18 protein-coding genes and 2 tRNA genes are annotated in these 16879 nt (G+C 67.9%); 10 read left to right on the top strand and 10 right to left on the bottom strand.

What is annotated here, in order from left to right; genetic code table 11:
- Positions 1-26 precede the first annotated feature (26 nt).
- Complete coding sequence (locus tag FFS23_RS00540) at positions 27-353, bottom strand: type II toxin-antitoxin system PemK/MazF family toxin (RefSeq protein ID WP_171009300.1); 327 nt, start codon at positions 351-353, stop codon at positions 27-29.
- Positions 344-568: a type II toxin-antitoxin system RelB family antitoxin gene (gene relB / locus FFS23_RS00535; RefSeq protein ID WP_038660352.1), complete on the bottom strand. Its 225-nt coding sequence runs from the start codon at positions 566-568 to the stop codon at positions 344-346. Before relB ends, FFS23_RS00540 begins: the two co-directional genes overlap by 10 nt.
- A 124-nt stretch (positions 569-692) precedes the next feature.
- Between relB and FFS23_RS00530 the strand changes: the two genes are divergently transcribed.
- A complete protein-coding gene (locus FFS23_RS00530; protein ID WP_137896973.1) occupies positions 693-1199 on the top strand; it encodes a TlpA family protein disulfide reductase in 507 nt (168 codons plus the stop codon).
- Between the two features lie 18 nt (positions 1200-1217).
- Here the strand turns inward: FFS23_RS00530 and FFS23_RS00525 are convergent, their stop codons facing one another.
- The 3 genes from FFS23_RS00525 to gap form a co-directional block, all read right to left on the bottom strand.
- A complete protein-coding gene (locus FFS23_RS00525) occupies positions 1218-2426 on the bottom strand; it encodes a phosphoglycerate kinase (RefSeq protein WP_137896972.1) in 1209 nt (402 codons plus the stop codon).
- Between the two features lie 90 nt (positions 2427-2516).
- Complete coding sequence (locus FFS23_RS00520; RefSeq protein ID WP_502702105.1) at positions 2517-2993, bottom strand: MOSC domain-containing protein; 477 nt, start codon at positions 2991-2993, stop codon at positions 2517-2519.
- A gap of 4 nt (positions 2994-2997) precedes the next feature.
- Positions 2998-4008 (bottom strand): type I glyceraldehyde-3-phosphate dehydrogenase, encoded by a 1011-nt coding sequence (gene gap, locus FFS23_RS00515; RefSeq protein ID WP_038660361.1) that lies wholly within the window; start codon positions 4006-4008, stop codon positions 2998-3000.
- Between the two features lie 174 nt (positions 4009-4182).
- On the opposite strand from gap, the gene FFS23_RS00510 reads away from it, so the two are divergent.
- The 4 genes from FFS23_RS00510 to FFS23_RS00495 all read left to right on the top strand — a co-directional run bounded on the left by FFS23_RS00510 (position 4183) and on the right by FFS23_RS00495 (position 5668).
- Positions 4183-4365: a hypothetical protein gene (locus FFS23_RS00510; RefSeq protein ID WP_038660364.1), complete on the top strand. Its 183-nt coding sequence runs from the start codon at positions 4183-4185 to the stop codon at positions 4363-4365.
- Entirely contained in the window at positions 4365-4667 is a 303-nt protein-coding gene (locus FFS23_RS00505) for a cell division protein ZapA (RefSeq protein WP_137896971.1), read from the top strand. The genes FFS23_RS00510 and FFS23_RS00505 overlap by 1 nt, the downstream gene beginning before the upstream one ends.
- 261 nt (positions 4668-4928) lie before the next feature.
- On the top strand, positions 4929-5465 hold the full coding sequence (locus FFS23_RS00500; RefSeq protein ID WP_137896970.1) for a 5-formyltetrahydrofolate cyclo-ligase: 537 nt from the start codon (positions 4929-4931) through the stop codon (positions 5463-5465).
- Complete coding sequence (locus FFS23_RS00495) at positions 5462-5668, top strand: DUF2842 domain-containing protein (protein ID WP_038660374.1); 207 nt, start codon at positions 5462-5464, stop codon at positions 5666-5668. Before FFS23_RS00500 ends, FFS23_RS00495 begins: the two co-directional genes overlap by 4 nt.
- 31 nt (positions 5669-5699) lie before the next feature.
- Here the strand turns inward: FFS23_RS00495 and FFS23_RS00490 are convergent.
- From FFS23_RS00490 to FFS23_RS00475, 4 genes are all read right to left on the bottom strand, one after another.
- Positions 5700-5776: transfer RNA gene (locus FFS23_RS00490), tRNA-Asp, on the bottom strand.
- A gap of 92 nt (positions 5777-5868) precedes the next feature.
- Positions 5869-5945, bottom strand: a tRNA-Asp gene (locus FFS23_RS00485).
- A 52-nt stretch (positions 5946-5997) separates the two neighbouring features.
- Positions 5998-7239 carry an AI-2E family transporter gene (locus FFS23_RS00480; RefSeq protein ID WP_038660377.1) on the bottom strand — a complete coding sequence of 414 codons (1242 nt, stop codon included), beginning with the start codon at positions 7237-7239 and terminating at the stop codon, positions 5998-6000.
- A gap of 54 nt (positions 7240-7293) precedes the next feature.
- The gene (locus FFS23_RS00475; RefSeq protein WP_137896969.1) at positions 7294-8985 is read right to left on the bottom strand and encodes a class I adenylate-forming enzyme family protein; all 1692 of its coding nucleotides are present in this window, start codon (positions 8983-8985) and stop codon (positions 7294-7296) included.
- A gap of 167 nt (positions 8986-9152) precedes the next feature.
- Between FFS23_RS00475 and FFS23_RS00470 the strand changes: the two genes are divergently transcribed.
- The 5 genes from FFS23_RS00470 to FFS23_RS00450 all read left to right on the top strand — a co-directional run bounded on the left by FFS23_RS00470 (position 9153) and on the right by FFS23_RS00450 (position 15783).
- Positions 9153-10373: a serine hydrolase domain-containing protein gene (locus tag FFS23_RS00470; RefSeq protein WP_137896968.1), complete on the top strand. Its 1221-nt coding sequence runs from the start codon at positions 9153-9155 to the stop codon at positions 10371-10373.
- Positions 10374-10394: 21 nt separating this feature from the next.
- Positions 10395-12407 (top strand): 3-hydroxyacyl-CoA dehydrogenase NAD-binding domain-containing protein, encoded by a 2013-nt coding sequence (locus FFS23_RS00465; RefSeq protein WP_137896967.1) that lies wholly within the window; start codon positions 10395-10397, stop codon positions 12405-12407.
- Positions 12408-12493: 86 nt separating this feature from the next.
- A complete protein-coding gene (locus FFS23_RS00460; RefSeq protein WP_137896966.1) occupies positions 12494-13684 on the top strand; it encodes an acyl-CoA dehydrogenase family protein in 1191 nt (396 codons plus the stop codon).
- Positions 13685-13780: 96 nt separating this feature from the next.
- A complete protein-coding gene (locus FFS23_RS00455; protein WP_137896965.1) occupies positions 13781-14905 on the top strand; it encodes an acyl-CoA dehydrogenase family protein in 1125 nt (374 codons plus the stop codon).
- Positions 14905-15783: an acyl-CoA thioesterase gene (locus tag FFS23_RS00450; RefSeq protein WP_137896964.1), complete on the top strand. Its 879-nt coding sequence runs from the start codon at positions 14905-14907 to the stop codon at positions 15781-15783. The genes FFS23_RS00455 and FFS23_RS00450 overlap by 1 nt, the downstream gene beginning before the upstream one ends.
- Here the strand turns inward: FFS23_RS00450 and FFS23_RS00445 are convergent.
- Positions 15780-16859, bottom strand: a complete 1080-nt coding sequence (locus FFS23_RS00445) for an energy transducer TonB (protein WP_171009299.1) — start codon at positions 16857-16859, stop codon at positions 15780-15782. The two genes, FFS23_RS00450 and FFS23_RS00445, sit on opposite strands and share 4 nt — an antisense overlap.
- Positions 16860-16879: the final 20 nt, after the last annotated feature.

Genomic DNA, 16879 nt, shown 5'->3' with positions numbered 1-16879 from the left:
GGGTCGGCTCCTTGGGTCGGATAGGGTCAGAGCATCAGCCAGCGGCGCAGCGCCTGGTCGATCTGCTCCATGCGGGTGGGGCTGGCGTGACCGATCACCCGGGTGATCCGCTCGCGCGCGACGCTGGAGATCCGGTCGATCTGCACCTCGCATTCCGCGGTCAGGCCATTGTGCTCGCGCGGCGACATCACCACCCGGAACAGGGCCTCGCCGCCGATGACGTTGGTCAGCGGACAGACGGTGATCGTCGCATGCGTCGCGTTGAACAGGTCGGACTGGACGACGACGCAGGGCCGCGCCGCTTCGCCGTCAGGTCCGTCGACCAGAGCGATGGCGCCATGCGCTATCTCCACGCGGCACCGTCCTGCCAGAACACGACATCCTCGACCGAGGCGCGGGCGGAGGCGCGGGTCGACTGGCGGCGGGCCTCGCGACGATAGGCGTCGTCGTGCAGATCGACGTAGCGGCGCACCGCCTCGCGTGCGATATCGCTCTTGCTGCGCCCCTGGGTGCGCGCGACCGCGGCGAGCCGCTCTTCCAATTCGGTATCGAGTCGTACGCCGAGCATGCCACCTGCCTGTTAAACGCGTTTAACATAGCCCGGTCGTGGCGGGCGATCAACCGCTTAGGTCGGCGATATTGACGATGCCGCGGATGTCGTGATCAATCGGCGCCCGGGGGGAGAGATCATCATGCGGCTGCTTCATCTGGCCTCGGCCTTGGCGCTGGCGACCACGCCCGTCGTGTCGGCGGAGGCCGCGCCGCGGTCCGGACTGATCGGCCAGCCGGCGCCCGATTTCGAACTGACGCTGATCGATGGCGGCAAGGTCAGGCTCGCCGATCTGCGCGGTCAGGTCGTCGTGCTCAACTTCTGGGCGACATGGTGCGGGCCGTGCCGCCGCGAATTGCCGCTGCTCGACGGTTATTATCGCCTGCAGAAGCAGCATGGGCTGCGCGTCTTCGCGGTGGCGACGGAGGATTCGGTGCCGGCGCGGCTGATGAAGCCGCTGTTCGCGGCGATGGCGATCACGCCGACCAAACGGGTCAAGGGCCGCTATGAGTTGATCGGCGGGGCGGTGCCGACCAATTACATCATCGATCGCGCCAGGATCGTCCGCTACGCCAAGGCCGCGGCATTCGACCTGGACGACCTCAACACGATCCTGACACCGTTGTTGAACGAGGCGCCGCCCGCCTGAGCGGTGCCTCGCTAAGCATCAGCGGCCGATCAGCGCGGCGACGCCGGGCAGGTCCTTGCCTTCCATCCATTCGAGGAAGGCGCCGCCAGCGGTGGAGACGAAGGTGAAGCGGTCGGCGACACCCGCCTGATTGAGCGCGGCGACGGTGTCGCCGCCACCCGCGACCGAGACGAGGCTGCCGTCCTGGGTCAGCGCCGCGGCGGTGCGCGCGAGGCTGACAGTGGCGACGTCGAAGGGCGGCGTCTCGAACGCGCCCATCGGGCCGTTCCACACCAGGGTACGGCAATTCTTGAGCACGTCGCCCAGCGCCTCGACCGCGCTAGGGCCGACGTCGAGGATCATCTCGTCGGCGGCGACCTCATGGACGTTGACGGTGCGCACCGGCGGATTGGCACGGAATTCCTTCGCCACCACCACGTCGTACGGCAGGTGGACGGTGCAATTGGCGCGATCCGCCGCTTCGAGGATCTCCTCGGCGGTGCCGGTCAGGTCGTGTTCGCACAGCGACTTGCCGACGTTGACGCCGCGCGCGGCGAGGAAGGTGTTGGCCATGCCGCCGCCGATGATGAGGTGATCGACGCGGGTGACGAGATGCTTGAGCACGTCGAGCTTGGTCGACACCTTGGCGCCGCCGACCACCGCGGCGACGGGATGTTCGGGGTTGCCGAGCGCCTTTTCGAGCGCGACGAGTTCGGCCTCCATCGCGCGGCCGGCGAAAGCGGGCAGCACATGCGCCAGCCCCTCGGTCGAGGCGTGTGCCCGATGCGCGGCGGAGAAGGCGTCGTTGACGTAGAGGTCGCCGAGTTTTGCAAAGCGTTCAACGACTTGCGGGTCGTTCTTCTCTTCGCCGCCGAAGAAGCGCGTGTTTTCGAGGATGGCGATATCGCCGGGCTGGAGCATCGCGACCGCGTCCTCGGCGCCCTCCCAGTCGATGTAGCGGACCTCGCGGCCGAGTACATGGCTGTACGGCCGCGTCAGCATCGCCAGCGACATCTCAGGGTTCGGCACGCCCTTGGGACGGCCGAAATGGGCGAGGATCAGCACGATCGCGCCGCGGTCGGCGAGTTCGGTGACGGTCGGCAGCGTCGCGCGCAGCCGCGTATCGTCGGTCACCGCACCATCCGCCATTGGCACGTTGAGGTCTTCGCGGACGAGCACGCGCCGGCCGCTGATCTCACCCATATCGTCGAGCGTCTTGAAGGCCTTGGTCACATCGTCTTCCTTCATCTCTTGAACTATCGACCCGTTCGTACTGAGCTTGTCGAAGTACGGTGAGTCCCAATGCCCTTCGACAGGCTCAGGGCGAACGGTGGAGGGCTATGTGATGCCGGGCCGGATCACCGTCACCGCATCGCCGAGCGCGATCCGCCCGCCCGCCTTGACGCGCGTACAGGCGCCGCCCCGCCAGTCGGGGGTCAGCGCCGCCTCAAGACCGGGCGCGACCGCCTCCATGCGGAAGCAGGGATCGCATTCCACGGTGATCTCGAGCTCGACCGTGCCGATCCGGATCCGCGTCCCCGGCACCTGCGGAATGTCGATGCCGTCGAGCAGCAGATTGGCCCGCCGCTCCTGCCACGGGATCGCCTGACCGAGTTCGGCCATCGCCGCCTGCCAGTCGCCGCGCTCCATCAGCGTTACCTGACGGCGGCCGCGGCCATTGGGCTTGACCCGCCCGCGACAATCGCCGTCGAGACCGCCGTCGACGGTCACCTCGACCGTCTCCAGCAGCTCCATCGGCCCCTTGGGACGGGCATGCCGGGCGATCCCGACCAGCACGCCGCCCGGCATGGCCATCGGCTTAGAGGAAGCTCGCCATCACGGTCGCGGTGTCGACCATGCGGTTGGAGAAGCCCCATTCATTGTCGTACCAGCTCACCACGCGGACGAGCTTGCCGTCGAGCACCGCGGTTTCGAGACTGTCGACGGTCGACGACTGCGGCGAATGCATCAGGTCGATCGAGACAAGCGGCTCGTCCGAATAGACCAGCACGCCCTTGAGCGGGCCGTCTTCCGACGCCGCCTTGAGGATCGCATTGACCTCGTCCTTGGTCGTGTCGCGCTTCGGTGTGAAGGTCAGGTCGATCAGGCTGACGTCCGGCACCGGCACGCGGATCGCCGACCCGTCGAGCTTCCCCTTGAGCTCGGGCAGCACCTCGCCGACCGCGCGGGCGGCGCCGGTGGTGGTCGGGATCATCGACATCGCGGCGGCGCGGGCGCGGCGCAGGTCCGGGTGGATCTGGTCGAGGATCTTCTGGTCGTTGGTGTAAGCGTGGACGGTGGTCATCAGGCCGCGCTCGATGCCGATCGCGTCGTTGAGCACCTTGGCGACCGGCGCGAGGCAGTTGGTCGTGCACGAGGCGTTGGAGACGATCGTGTGCTCGGCGGTCAGCTTGTCGTGGTTGACGCCGTAGACGACGGTCAGGTCGACGCCCTTGCCGGGCGCCGAAATCAGCACCTTCTTGGCGCCGGCATCGATATGCTTCTGGCAGGCGACATTGTCAGTGAAGAAGCCGGTGCATTCGAGCACCAGCTCGACGCCCAGTTCCTTGTGCGGCAGATTGGCAGGATCGCGCTCGGCGGTGACGCGGATGCGCTTGCCATCGATGACGAGGTCGTTGCCTTCCGCGACGACGGTGCCGGGATATTTGCCGTGGACGCTGTCGCGGCTGAACAGCCACGCGTTCGATTTGGCGTCGGCCAGGTCGTTGATCGCGACCAGCTCGAGGTCGCCGGCGTTGCGCTCGATGATCGCGCGGGCGACGAGACGTCCGATGCGTCCGAAGCCGTTGATCGCAACCTTCACCGTCATCTGGTCTCTCCTCGCGTGTGCATGAACTGCGCGACGCATCGGGCCGCGCTGGGCGCGCCAGCCTTTGCGAGGGTGCGGCCCATTCTGTCAACCGCGCGCGGCGTGCGCCGGTCCGATTGCGGGACGGGCTTTGCCCGCTTGCCGCTCGCCCCGGCCGCGCCTACGTCGCCTGCCATGCCCGACACTCCCAGCGCGGTCGATCGCATCGATGCCGCGATCGCCCGAATCGAATCCGCCATCGACTCCCGCGCCCGGGCCGGGGACGCGCTCGCCCGCCGCCACGCCGCGCTGAAGGCGCGGATGGCCGAGGCGGTGGCGGCGCTGGACGACGTCATCGCGCGCGGCACGGCCTCCTGATGGCCAATGTCACGCTGACCATCGGCACCCGGCCGTTCACCGTCGCCTGCCGCGACGGCGAGGAAGCGCGGCTGCAACAGCTCGGGCGGATGCTCGACGAGCGCTGGCCGACGGCGTTGCGCGCGGCGGCGAACATTCCCGGCGAGCGGGCGATGCTGTTCGTCGCGCTGATGCTGGCCGACAATCTCGACGAGATTCAGCAGCGCCCGCCCGAGGGCGCGGCGGTGAGCGAGCCGGCCCTGGCACGGATCGCCGACCGGCTGGAGGCGCTCGCCAACGCGCTGGAGCGCGATCCGGGGTGATTGGGGGGCGGGATACGTGGCCGCACCCATTGCCACCACCCCCGCGACGCACTAGATCATGCCGTGGCGGGTTCTGCCCGGTACGAGCCTTACTTTATCCCTGAGGCTATTCATCATCCAAGGGGGCTGTCCCTGCTAGGACCCTGGTCCGAAGTATATGGTCCCCACCTGACGTTACCAGGCGTCGGCGGATACTTTGGCACACGGCCACGGCGGTCCCGCCACCCGCCCCTTCCCTCCCGCGCGCAGCGAACCGGAGCGATGACCGACAAGCTCGCCCTTCGCGCCCGATTGCGCGCCGTCCGCGACGGCTTCGCGCGCGATGGTGTCATCTTCGTCGCGGATGCGTTCCGTGCGCGGCTGCGCGAGGGCCTCGTCGTCGCCGGCTATATGCCCCTCGGCAGCGAGGCGGATCCTGCCCCGCTCATCGCCGCCGCCCGTGCCGCCGGATGCCGCATCGCGCTGCCCCATGTCACCGGCCGCAGCGCACCGATGCGCTTCCTCGCATGGGACGCGGCGGCACCGCTCGTCGCGGGGCTCTACGGCCTGCTCCAGCCCCCGGCCGACGCCCCCGAACTGCGGCCCGACATCGTCCTGACGCCGCTGGTCGGCTTCGACCGCGCCGGCTGGCGGCTCGGACAGGGGGCGGGTTATTACGACCGCGTCTTCGCGCAGCTCCCCGACGCCTGGCGGGTCGGCATCGCCTGGTCGGTGCAGCAGGTCGACGCCTGCCCCACCGACCCGTGGGACGTGCCGCTGCACGCCATCGCTACCGAATCGGATTGGATCGTCCCATGACCCCCAGTTGGCGCAAACCCGCAGGCGTCCTGCTCATCCTGATGCTGATCGGCCTGTGGTGCGCGATCGTGGTCAGCGCGTCGGGGATCATCGGCGGCTGGCCGTGGTGGCTGCAACTGCCCTTCTATCTCGTCACCGGAATCGTGTGGATCATGCCGATGAAGCCGCTGCTGCTCTGGATGGAGACCGGGCGCTGGCGATAGGGATCGGGGGGGGCATCATCCGTGAACCGGATGGCGCGAGTGACGGGGCTCGAACCCGCGACCTCCGGCGTGACAGGCCGGCGCTCTAACCAACTGAGCTACACCCGCGTGATACGCGGTCGGAGCAGATCGTCCGCCCGACCGGCGACGCGACATACTCCCGCATGTTTCCGAAGACTTTCCCGTTCCCGAGGAGGGAATGGCGCGAGTGACGGGGCTCGAACCCGCGACCTCCGGCGTGACAGGCCGGCGCTCTAACCAACTGAGCTACACCCGCTGAAAGCGTTGAGGCGCGCCAACTAGGCGAGGCGCGGGGGGGTGTCAACGGCCTATTCGCGCGCCGGATCGTTCCCGCCCTCATCGCGCTTCCGGCGGGCGCGTTCCTGCTGCACCAAGGTGCCGTGCTCGAACAGGAAGCCGGCGATATCGGGCTTGCCCGCCGCGCCGAGCACGGTCTGGATGATGATGAGCAGCGGCACCGCGAGCAGCGCCCCCGCCGTCCCCCAGACCCAGCCCCAGAAGCTGATCGAGACGAGGATCATCAGCGGGCTGATCGTCAGCCTATGGCCGACGATCAGCGGCGTGATCGCATTGGCCTCGAGGAAATGGCAGCCGATCATCACCGCCGGCGGCAGCATCGCCACCCAGATGTCGGTGAAGGTCATCATCCCGCCGATCGCCAGCAGGAAGGCGGCGATGATCGGCCCGAAATAGGGGATGTAGTTGAGCAGGGCGACGATGCCGCCCCACATCAGCGGCGACGGCATGCCGATGAAATACAGCGCGCCGGCGACGACGCCGCCCAGCGTCAGATTGATGAGCGTGATCGTGCCGAGATAGGCCGAGACGTCGTCGACGACGTCCTGGATCACCCGCGCGGTCGCCATCGCGCCGTCGAAGCTGGTGCGGCCGGTGATCGTCTTCTTGCGCATGCCGGTCCAGCCGGAGAGGAAGAAGAAGACGATCAGGATGCCGAAGAAGAACTGGACGATCACCGTCGGCGCCGAGGTGGCGGCGAGTTCGAGGATCGAGCTGGGCGGCGCGACCGCGGCGGTCTGCGGCTGGCGCACCGGGGTGGAGGCGATCTGCCGGAACATCTTGTTCACCGACTTTTCGAGCGTCGAATAGAGGTCGAGCAGCGGCGACAGATTGTGCTGGATGCGGCTGATCCGGCTGGGGAGCAATTGGAAGAAGTCGGTCGCGGGGACGACGATCGCCGCGATCACGACGTTGACGATGATGAGGAACACGAGGACGCAGAACAGCGCCGCGATCGCCGAGGGGATGCGCCGCCGCTCCAGCCATTCGAGCACCGGCACCAGCGCGATCGCGATGACCAGCGCGATGGTCAGCGGCATGAAGAATTCCGCTCCCGATTTCAGCGCGAACGGAATGCCGAGCGTCAGGCCGATGCCGGCGATAAGCGTCAGCGCGGCGAGCAGCCGGTCGCGGCGTTGCGCGATGCGGCCGATCTCGCTGCGCGTGCCGGGCAGCAGCGGCGCGCCGAGCGCGACCTGCTCCTCGGGCGTGATGACGGAAGCGGGGGATATCGAAGCGGGATCGTCGGCCATAGCCCTTCACCCTAGCGCATTTTCGGCCACCGCCACCGTGGTTCTTGCGATTGGTCAGCCGGCACAGGCGAACAGCGCTTTCAGCTCCTTCTTCAGGATCTTGCCATTGGCGTTGCGCGGCAGCGGCGTGGCCATGAAACGGATCGCGACCGGGACCTTGAACCCGGCCAGCCGGGCGCGGACGAAGGCCTGCAGCTCGGCCTCGTCCGCGGTGCAGCCGGGGCAGAGATGGACCACCGCCGCCGGCTCCTCGCCGAGCGTCCGGTGCGGAATGCCGACCAAGGCCGCGTCGGTGACCGCGGGGTGGGCGTAGAGGACGTTCTCGACCTCGATCGAATAGATGTTCTCGCCGCCGCGGATGACGATGTCCTTGGCGCGGTCGGCGATGAACAGGAACCCGTCGGCGTCGATTCGCGCCAGATCGCCGGTATGCACCCAGCCGTCGACGAAGGTCGCCGCGGTCGCCTCCGGCTTGTTCCAATAGCCTTTGGCGATCATCGGCCCGCGCGCCCACAATTCGCCGATCGTATCGGGCGGCAGCACGGTGACGCCATCCTCGCCGCGCACCTCGATGTCCGCCGCCGCGACCGCCGCGCCGGCGCTGTCGGGGCGGTTGAGATAATCCTCGCCGCCATGCTGCGTCACCGTCGCGGTCGTCTCGGTCATCCCCCAGCCGTTGCCGGGCAGCGCACCGAATTCCTCATAGATGCGCCGGACCAGTTCGGGCGCGGAGGGCGCGCCGCCATAAGCGATCGAATCGAGCGACGAGAGATCGTAGCGGTCGCGATCGGGATGTTCGAGCAGCTGCCAGGCGATGGTCGGCACGCCACCGGTCAGGTTGACCCGCTCGCGCGCGATGATCTCAAGCGCCTGCGTCGCATCCCATTTGCGCATGAAGACCAAGGTCGATCCGGTCGCCACCGACCCCATCATCCCCGCCGAACAGGCGGTGACGTGGAACAGCGGGATGACGGTGAGCGCGACGCGCGGCGTCGGATCGGGCGGCGCCTCGCCGCGACGCAGATAGGCGCGCGCGGCGGTGAAGCCGCTCGACAGGATGTTGCTGGTCAGGTTGCGGTGCGTGCCCAACGCCCCCTTCGGCGCACCGGTGGTGCCGCTGGTGTAGAAGATCGTCGCGTCATCCTCGGGGGCCAGCGCCGCTGCAGGGAGCGCCGCATCGGGCAAGGCCGGCCAGTCTCCCGGCGTCCCGATGACCGATTCGAGCCGCGTCGCACCGGTGACATCCGCGGCGGCGCGGGTGACGAGGACGTGTTGGAGATCGGGCAAGCCGGCATAGAAAGGCGCCAGCCGGTCGTGGCGCTCGGCATCGGCGATCAGCGCCGTCGCGCCCGAGTCGCGCAGGCCGTAATCCAGCTCCGCTCCGGTCCACCAGGCGTTGAGCGGGACGACGATCGCGCCGATCGAAACCGCGGCGAAGAAGGCGACCGGCCATTCGGGCAGGTTGCGCATCGCCAGCGCGACGCGGTCGCCCTTGCCCACCCCGCGCGCGACCAGATCGGCGGCGAGCGCGGCGACGGCGCGATGATGCGCGTCGTACGTCACCCGCTCTTCCTCGAAGACGACGAACAGCCGGTCGCCATGCGCGCGACTCGCCGAAACCAGATCGCGCAGCGTCGGCGGCGCGTTCTTCCAGACGCGGGTCGCGACGCCCTGGAGGACGATCGTCTCCATCTCGAACTTCGCGCCCGGCGCGGTCAGCAGCGCATGCGCCTGCGCGATGGACATCGCCGGCCATGACGCCGGCAGCGGGACAACCGAAGCGCTTGGCAAAACTGCATCCTTTCGTCGGCGAGGCCTGCAGCGACCTGCGTTTCGACGAAAGGTTACTGTTGATTCCGGCCCCGCTCAAGGCAATAGAGGACAAAGTTTAGAAATCGGGGTATGGCAACAGGATGACCAATGCGACCGCCTCCGCGACGGGTTTCGATGCCGGCCGCCTCGCCGCGATCGATGCCTTTCTAAAGGCGCGGTATCTCGACACCGGGCTGCTCCCGCACGCGCAGCTGCTGATCGCGCGCGACGGCGAGATCGTCCATTTCTCGCATCAGGGTGCGGCGCGCGAGGGCGGCGCGGCGATCGACGACCGGTCGCTGTTCCGCATCGCGTCGATGACCAAGCCGATCACCTCGATTGCGTTCATGATGCTGGTCGAGGCGGGCAAGGTGGCGGTGGATACGCCCGTCCATCACGTCCTGCCCGAATTCAAGCAGCTCGGCGTCTACAATGGCGGGGGCGCAGGGGTGCCGTTCGCGACGAAGCCGACCGCGGAACCGATGCGGATGCTTGACCTGCTGCGGCATACCTCCGGGCTGACCTACAGCTTCCAGAACCGCTCGAACGTCGACGCCGCCTATCGCGAGGGGCGGATCGAAAGCTGGCACGGCAATCTCGACCTCGACGGCTTCGTCGCCGCATTGGGCAAATTGCCGCTGGAATTCTCGCCGGGCGAGGGCTGGAATTATTCGGTCGCCACCGACGTGCTCGGTGCGGTGATCGAGCGGGTGTCGGGCCAGACGCTCGACGCCTTCTTCGCGGAGCGGATCTTCGCGCCGCTCGGCATGGACGACACCTTCTTCCAGGTGCCGGCCGACAAGATCGACCGGCTGACCGATTGCTACACGCTCGGCGAGGACCGGCAGCGCCAGCTCTACGATCGCGGCGAGGCGAGCGCATGGAGCCGGAGTCCCCGCTTGCTGTCGGGCGGCGGCGGGCTGGTGTCGAGCGCGCTCGATTATCACCGCTTCTGCCGGATGTGCGAGAATGGCGGGACGCTGGACGGCGTGCGCATCGTCGGGCGCAAGACGCTCGACCTGATGACGATGAACCATCTGCCCGGCGGCAAGGATCTCGCCAGCCTGTCGCGCTCGCTGTTCAGCGAGACGCAGAATGCCGGCACCGGTTTCGGCCTAGGCTTCGCGGTGACGCAGGACGTGGCGAAGACGATGATCCCGGGGTCGCAGGGCGAATATTATTGGGGCGGCATGTTCTCGACCGCCTTCTTCATCGATCCCGTCGAGCGGCTGCACATGGTGTTCATGACGCAGTTCAGCCCGTCGAGCCTCTATCCGATCCGCCGCGAGCTGAAGACGATGATCTACGCCGCGCTCAACTGACGATTAGCGAAGGACCGTTCCATGACTTCACCGATCCGCACCGAACGCCATGGCGAGGTGCTCGTCATCATATCCGACAATCCGCCGGTCAACGCGCTCGGCGCGGCGGTGCGGCAGGGCCTCGAGGCGGCGATCAAGGAAGGCGTCGCCGATGCGACGGTCGAGGCGATGGTGATCCGCTGCGACGGCCGCACCTTCTTCGCCGGCGCCGACATCACCGAATTCGGCAAGCCGATGGTCGAGCCTGGCCTGCCAACGGTGGTCGACATGATCGAGGCATCGACCAAGCCGGTGGTCGCGGCGATCCACGGCACCGCGCTCGGCGGCGGCTGCGAAGTGGCGCTCGGCTGCCACTACCGCGTCGCGGTGCCCTCCGCGAAGATCGGTACGCCCGAGGTGAAGCTCGGCCTGCTGCCCGGCGCGGGCGGCACGCAGCGGCTGCCGCGGATCGCGGGGGTGCGCGTCGCGCTCGAACTGACCGCCAAGGGCGATCCGATTCCGGCGAAGAAGGCGCAGGAGGCCGGGCTGATCGATCGGATCGTCGGCGAGGACAGCCTGGAGGCCGATGCGATCGCCTTCGCCCGCGAGGTCAAGGCGAAGCGGCCGATCCCGCGCGCGTCGGAGCGCGAGGCGAAACCCGATCCCGAAGCGGTCGCCGCGTTCCAGAAGGAGAATGCCCGCCGCTTCCGCGGCTTCGACGCGCCCGCCGCCAATATCGCCTGCGTCGTCAAGGCGACCGAGCTGCCGTTTGCCGAGGGCATCGCCTTCGAGCGGCAGGAATTCATGCGGCTGATGATGGGCAACCAGTCCGCCGCGCAGCGCCACATCTTCTTCGCCGAGCGGCAGGCCGCCAAGATCGACGACGTGCCCGCCGATACGCCGCGCCGCCCGATCAACCGCGTCGGCGTGATCGGTGCCGGCACGATGGGCGGCGGCATCTCGATGAACTTCCTGTCGGCCGGGATTCCGGTGACGATCGTCGAGATGCAGCAGGAGGCGCTCGACCGCGGCGTCGCGACGATCCGCAAGAATTACGAGGCGACCGCCGCCAAGGGCCGGATGAAGCCCGAACAGGTCGACGCGGCGATGGCCGCGCTCACCCCGACGCTCGATTTCGACGCGCTGGGCGAGTGCGACCTCATCATCGAGGCGGTCTATGAAAATATGGAGGTGAAGCAGGAGATCTTCACCCGGCTCGACACGATCGCCAAGCCCGGCGCGATCCTCGCCTCCAACACCTCCTATCTTAACATCGACGAGATCGCCGCCTGCACTGCCCGGCCGCAGGACGTAGTCGGCATGCATTTCTTCTCGCCGGCCAACGTCATGAAGCTGCTCGAGGTGGTGCGCGGCGCGAAGACCGCACCCGACGTGCTCGCGACGGTCATGGACCTCGCCAAGACGATCAGGAAGGTCGCGGTGGTCGCCGGTGTCACCTATGGCTTCATCGGCAACCGCATGCTGATGCCGCGCCAGGTCGAGGCGAACAAATTGCTGCTCGAAGGCGCGACGCCGGAGCAGATCGATCGCGTCCATGTCGCCTTCGGCATGCCGATGGGGCCGTTCCAGATGGCCGACCTCGCCGGCGTCGATATCGGCTGGCACCGCGATCCCAATCGGATCGAGAACATCCGCGACGCGCTCGCCGCCGAGGGGCGCTGGGGACAGAAGAAGCAGGCGGGCTTTTACGATTACGACGAGAAGCGAAACCCCACCCCCTCACCCCGCGTAGCCGACATCATCGACGAATGGCGGGCGAAGACGAACACGCCGCAGCATGACGTCACCGACGAGGAGATCATCGAGCGCACGCTCTACACGATGGTCAACGAGGGCGCGCTGATCCTCGAGGAGGGGATGGCGCAGCGCGCGTCCGACATCGATGTGGTGTGGATCTACGGTTACGGCTGGCCGGTCTATCGCGGCGGGCCGATGTTCTGGGCGAAGACCGAAGGATACGAGAAGGTCGTCGCAGGGCTGGAGAAGCACGGCTTCCCGGTCGCCAAAAGCCTGAAGAGCGGCACCATCAAGTAACAGTCCGTTTGCCCCGAGCCTGTCGAAGGGCCGCGTGACCCACCGTGCTTCGACAGGCTCAGCACGAACGGCGGAGAGGACATGACATGACCGACACCGACCTCGACACCTTCCGCTCGGACACCCGCGCTTGGCTGGCGGAGAATTGCCCGCCCGAGATGCGCGAGCCGGTGCGATCCGACACCGACGTCTGCTGGGGCGGGCGTAATTTCGCGCCGTCGTCGCCGGCACAGAAGGACTGGCTCGACCGGATGGCGGCGCGCGGCTGGACCGTCCCCGACTGGCCCAAGGCCTATGGCGGCGGCGGGCTGTCGGCGGCGCAGACCAAGATCCTGCGCGAGGAGATGGCGGCGATCCGTGCGCGCAATCCGCTCAATTCGTTCGGTATCTCGATGCTCGGGCCGGCACTGTTGAAATATGGCACCGAGGAGCAGAAGCTGGAGCATCTGCCCAAGATCGCCCGCGGCGAGATCCGCTGGTGCCAGGGCTATTCCGAACCCAATGCCGGGTCCGACCTCGCCGGCCTCGCCGCCAGCGCCGAGGATGCGGGCGATCATTATATCGTCAACGGCCAGAAGGTGTGGACCAGCTATGCCGACAAGGCCGACTGGATCTTCTGTCTGGTGCGCACCAGCAAGGCATCGAAACAGGGCGGGATCAGCTTCGTGCTGTTCGACATGGCCTCGCCGGGCGTCTCGACCAAGCCGATCCTGCTGATCAGCGGCTATTCGCCCTTCTGCGAGACCTTCATGGACGATGTGAAGGTGCCCAAGGCGAACCGCATCCACGACGAGAACAAGGGCTGGGACGTCGCCAAATATCTGCTCGGCCACGAGCGCGAGATGATCTCGGGCATGGGGCTGGCGACCGGCGGGCGCAATCCCTTGGTCGAGGGGGCGATCGCGACGATCGGGCTCGATCATGACGGGCGGCTGGCGGACCCGGTGCTGCGCACGCAGATCGCGCTGTTCGAGGTGCGCGCCAAGGCGTTCGCGGCGATGTCCGAACGGTTCATCGACGAGCTGAAGGCGGGACGCGCGCATCCCGCGCAGCCGAGCATGATGAAATATGTCGGCACCGAGCTGAACAAGGATCGCTACGAGCTGATGATGGCCTCGGGCGGGTCGGATGCGCTCGAATGGGAGAGCGAGCGTTCGCGCACCGGCGCGATGCCGCGCGCGTGGCTGCGCACCAAGGCCAATTCGATCGAGGGCGGGACGAGCGAGATCCAGCTCAACATCATCGCCAAGCGGATCCTCGAGCTGCCCGGCGCCTGATCCCTTGTGCTCCTGCGCAAGCAGGAGCCCGGAGCCACATAGCGGAACGCCTGGAACCCTGGGTTCCGGCTTCCGCCGGAACACGAAAGTTTCCCGATGCCCCTCTACCTCAACGACGAACAGACGATGCTCCGCGATACGGCGAAGGACTTCATCGCCGAACACGCTCCCGTCGGCCATTTGCGGTCCTTGCGCGACGGCAACGACCCGACCGGTTTCAGCCGCGACCTGTGGAAGCAGTTCGCCGAAATGGGCCTCAACGGCGTATTGATCCCCGAGGCGCAAGGCGGGCTCGGGCTCGGCCATGTCGAGGCGGGCGTGGTGCTGGAGGAGATCGGCCGCAACCTGTCCCCCTCCCCCTTCCTCGCCACCGCGGTCGCGGCGGTCGAGGCGCTGAAGGGCTCGGCGCAGGCGGAGCGCTGGTTTCCCGGCATCGTCGCCGGCGAGACGGTGGCGGCGCTGGCGATCGACGAGGGCGCAAAGCATCGCGACCGGATCGCGATGACCGCGGAGCGTTCCGGCAACGGCTTCCGCCTGACCGGCGCGAAGCAGTTCGTCACGCATGGCCATGTCGCCGATCTGCTGATCGTCGCGGCGCGCACCGCAGGGTCGCCCGACGAGGCCGAGGGCGTCACGCTGTTCGCGGTGCCGAAGGACGCCGCCAACCTCACCGCGACGCCCGAGCGGCTGGCGGATTCGAGCCTCGCCGCGCGGATCGCCTTCGAGGGCGTCGAGGTCGATGCCGACGCGGTGATCGGCGAGGTTGACGGCGGCCGCGGGCCGCTCGACCGGTTGCTGCGCGCGGGCCGGACCGGCGCGGCGGCGGAGCTGCTCGGCGTCGGCGGCCGCGCGATGGACATGACCGTCGGCTATCTCAAGGAGCGCAGGCAGTTCGGCGTCGCGATCGGCAGCTTCCAGGCGTTGCAGCACCGCGCCGCGCATCTCTATGCCGAGATGGAGGTGGCGCGCGCCGCCGTGCTCAAGGCGCAGCAATTGCTCGATACCGGCGCCGAAGCGGACGCCGCGGTGTCGATCGCCAAGGCGATGACCGGCATGGCGACGACGCTCAGCGTGCAGGAGGGCATCCAGATGCACGGCGGCATCGGCATGACCGACGAATATGACATCGGCTTCTACATGAAACGCGCCCGCGTGCTCGCCGAGATGTTCGGCGACATCGGCTTCCATGCCGACCGGCTGGCGAAGGCGGCAGGCTATTGATGGGCGAGCGCACACCCGAGGAACTGGCGGCGATGCTCGTCACGCTGCTCGACGTCGAGGAGATCGATACCGACCTGTACCGCGGTTCGCGCCAGCCGGGCGGCCGCGGCCGGGTGTTCGGCGGACAGGTGATCGCGCAGGCGTTGCAGGCGGCGCAGCGCTCGGTCGAGGGCAAGGACGCGCATTCGCTCCACGCCTATTTCATGCGGCCGGGGGATGAGAATTTCCCGATCATCTATCGGGTGACGCGCGACTTCGACGGTCGCAGCTTCGCGACGCGGCGCGTGGTCGCGGTGCAGATGGGTCAACCGATCCTCAACCTCGCCGCCTCGTTCCAGATGCCCGAGGAAGGGCTGCAACATCAGGACGCCATGCCCGACGTACCGGGTCCGGAAACGCTCAAGTCGGAACGCGAGTTGCGCCTCGCGATTGCGGATCAGGTGCCGGAAAAGTTTCGCGACTTCTTCACGCGGCGGCAGAATGCGATCGAGATGCGGCCGCTCTATCCGCGCAGCTGGTTCGCGCCCGAGAAGCGCGCGCCGAGCAACGCCGCTTGGTTCCGCACCGCGGCGGGGATCGGCGACGATCCGGCGGTGCACCGCGCCGCGCTGGCCTATGCCTCGGACATGGCGCTGCTGGCGACGTCGATGATGCCGCATGGCGTCAACTGGCTGATGCCCGAGATGCAGACCGCCAGCCTCGACCATGCGCTGTGGATCCACGAGCCGTTCCGCGCCGACGCATGGCTGCTCTATACCACCGACAGCCCCTGGGCGGGCCACGCGCGCGGCATGAACCGCGGCAGCATCTTCACGCAGGACGGGCGACTGGTCGCGACGACGGCGCAGGAAGGGCTGATCCGCCGGCGGACGGTCTAGCCCGGGACGGCCTTTTTGACTGCCGGCATGCGATAGAAGACCCGTTCGATACAGCCGGTATAGCCGTGCGGCGACGGTTTGAACGTGACGTTGCCGATCATTGCTTTGGCAGCCTCCCCGAATTCGCTCGTTGGCTCGGACGCCAGTGTGCGGATGTTGCCGGTCGCGCCCCAGGAGGCGACGTCGAAGGCGATGATCGCCCAGCCTTCGATGCTGCGCCGGCTATAGCGCTCGGGGTAGAGCAGCGCCGGCTTGCGATCGAAGTCATGCTCCTTGGGACAGGTGGCGTCGGCGGGGCGGACGCTGTCCTCTTCGGGCGCCGGCGGCGCAGGCAGAGTCGCCGCCCCCTTCCAATAAGGAAAGAAGCAGCCCGTGCGGGCGCCGCGCTCGAAACGCGATGTCGCGACGGCACGCACCGATGCCTGATCCAATGCGGGCGTGCCGCTGGTGGTGGTGATGTGCGGCCTGACCGGCTTGCCGGAGCGATCGAGATCGTAGCCGACCATCGACCAGCTACGGTAACCGGGCTGATCGGGCAGCGCCTTGAAATGGGGGAAGGCGCGGAGCAACACCTCGGGGACCGGATCGGTGCAGGTCGATCCCGGCGGACGCACGCGATCCCACACGGCCCGCGGCGGCGGTTCATTGGGGAACACGCTGTAAGCGACGAGGTCGGCAACCGGCGCGACGGCGATCGCATCGGTCCGGGCGGTGAAGGTCACGGTGCAGCGGCTGCGTTCGCCTCCCGGCGCGAAGCGACTCGCGGCGAACGCCGGCACGACGTCGGCCATCGCGAACTGATAGTCCGGGTTCACGCGGACGATCGACAAGGGACGGCCGGTCGCATCGATACGGAAATCCAGCGTCACCGGTCGCAACACGGCCGGATATAGCCAGGCGAGCGCATGCTGCGGGTCGGGTGGGCGGACCATGCGCTCGGCGCGCGGCGTGTCGCCGCTCCCACGACATAGCGCCGGGCTCATCACCCAACTGACGAGCTGTTGTTCGCCCGGCGGCGCGGGCGGCGGCGGGATGTCGGCGGCTGCCAGGGCGACGACGGTGAGGAGCGCGAGCATGCCGTCATCCTGATCCGCTA

This window comes from Sphingomonas sp. 2SG, from assembly GCF_005503285.1.
Lineage (GTDB): Bacteria > Pseudomonadota > Alphaproteobacteria > Sphingomonadales > Sphingomonadaceae > Sphingomonas > Sphingomonas taxi.
Note: the sequence above shows the minus strand (reverse complement) of the source record. Positions and strands in the feature narration are given on the sequence as shown.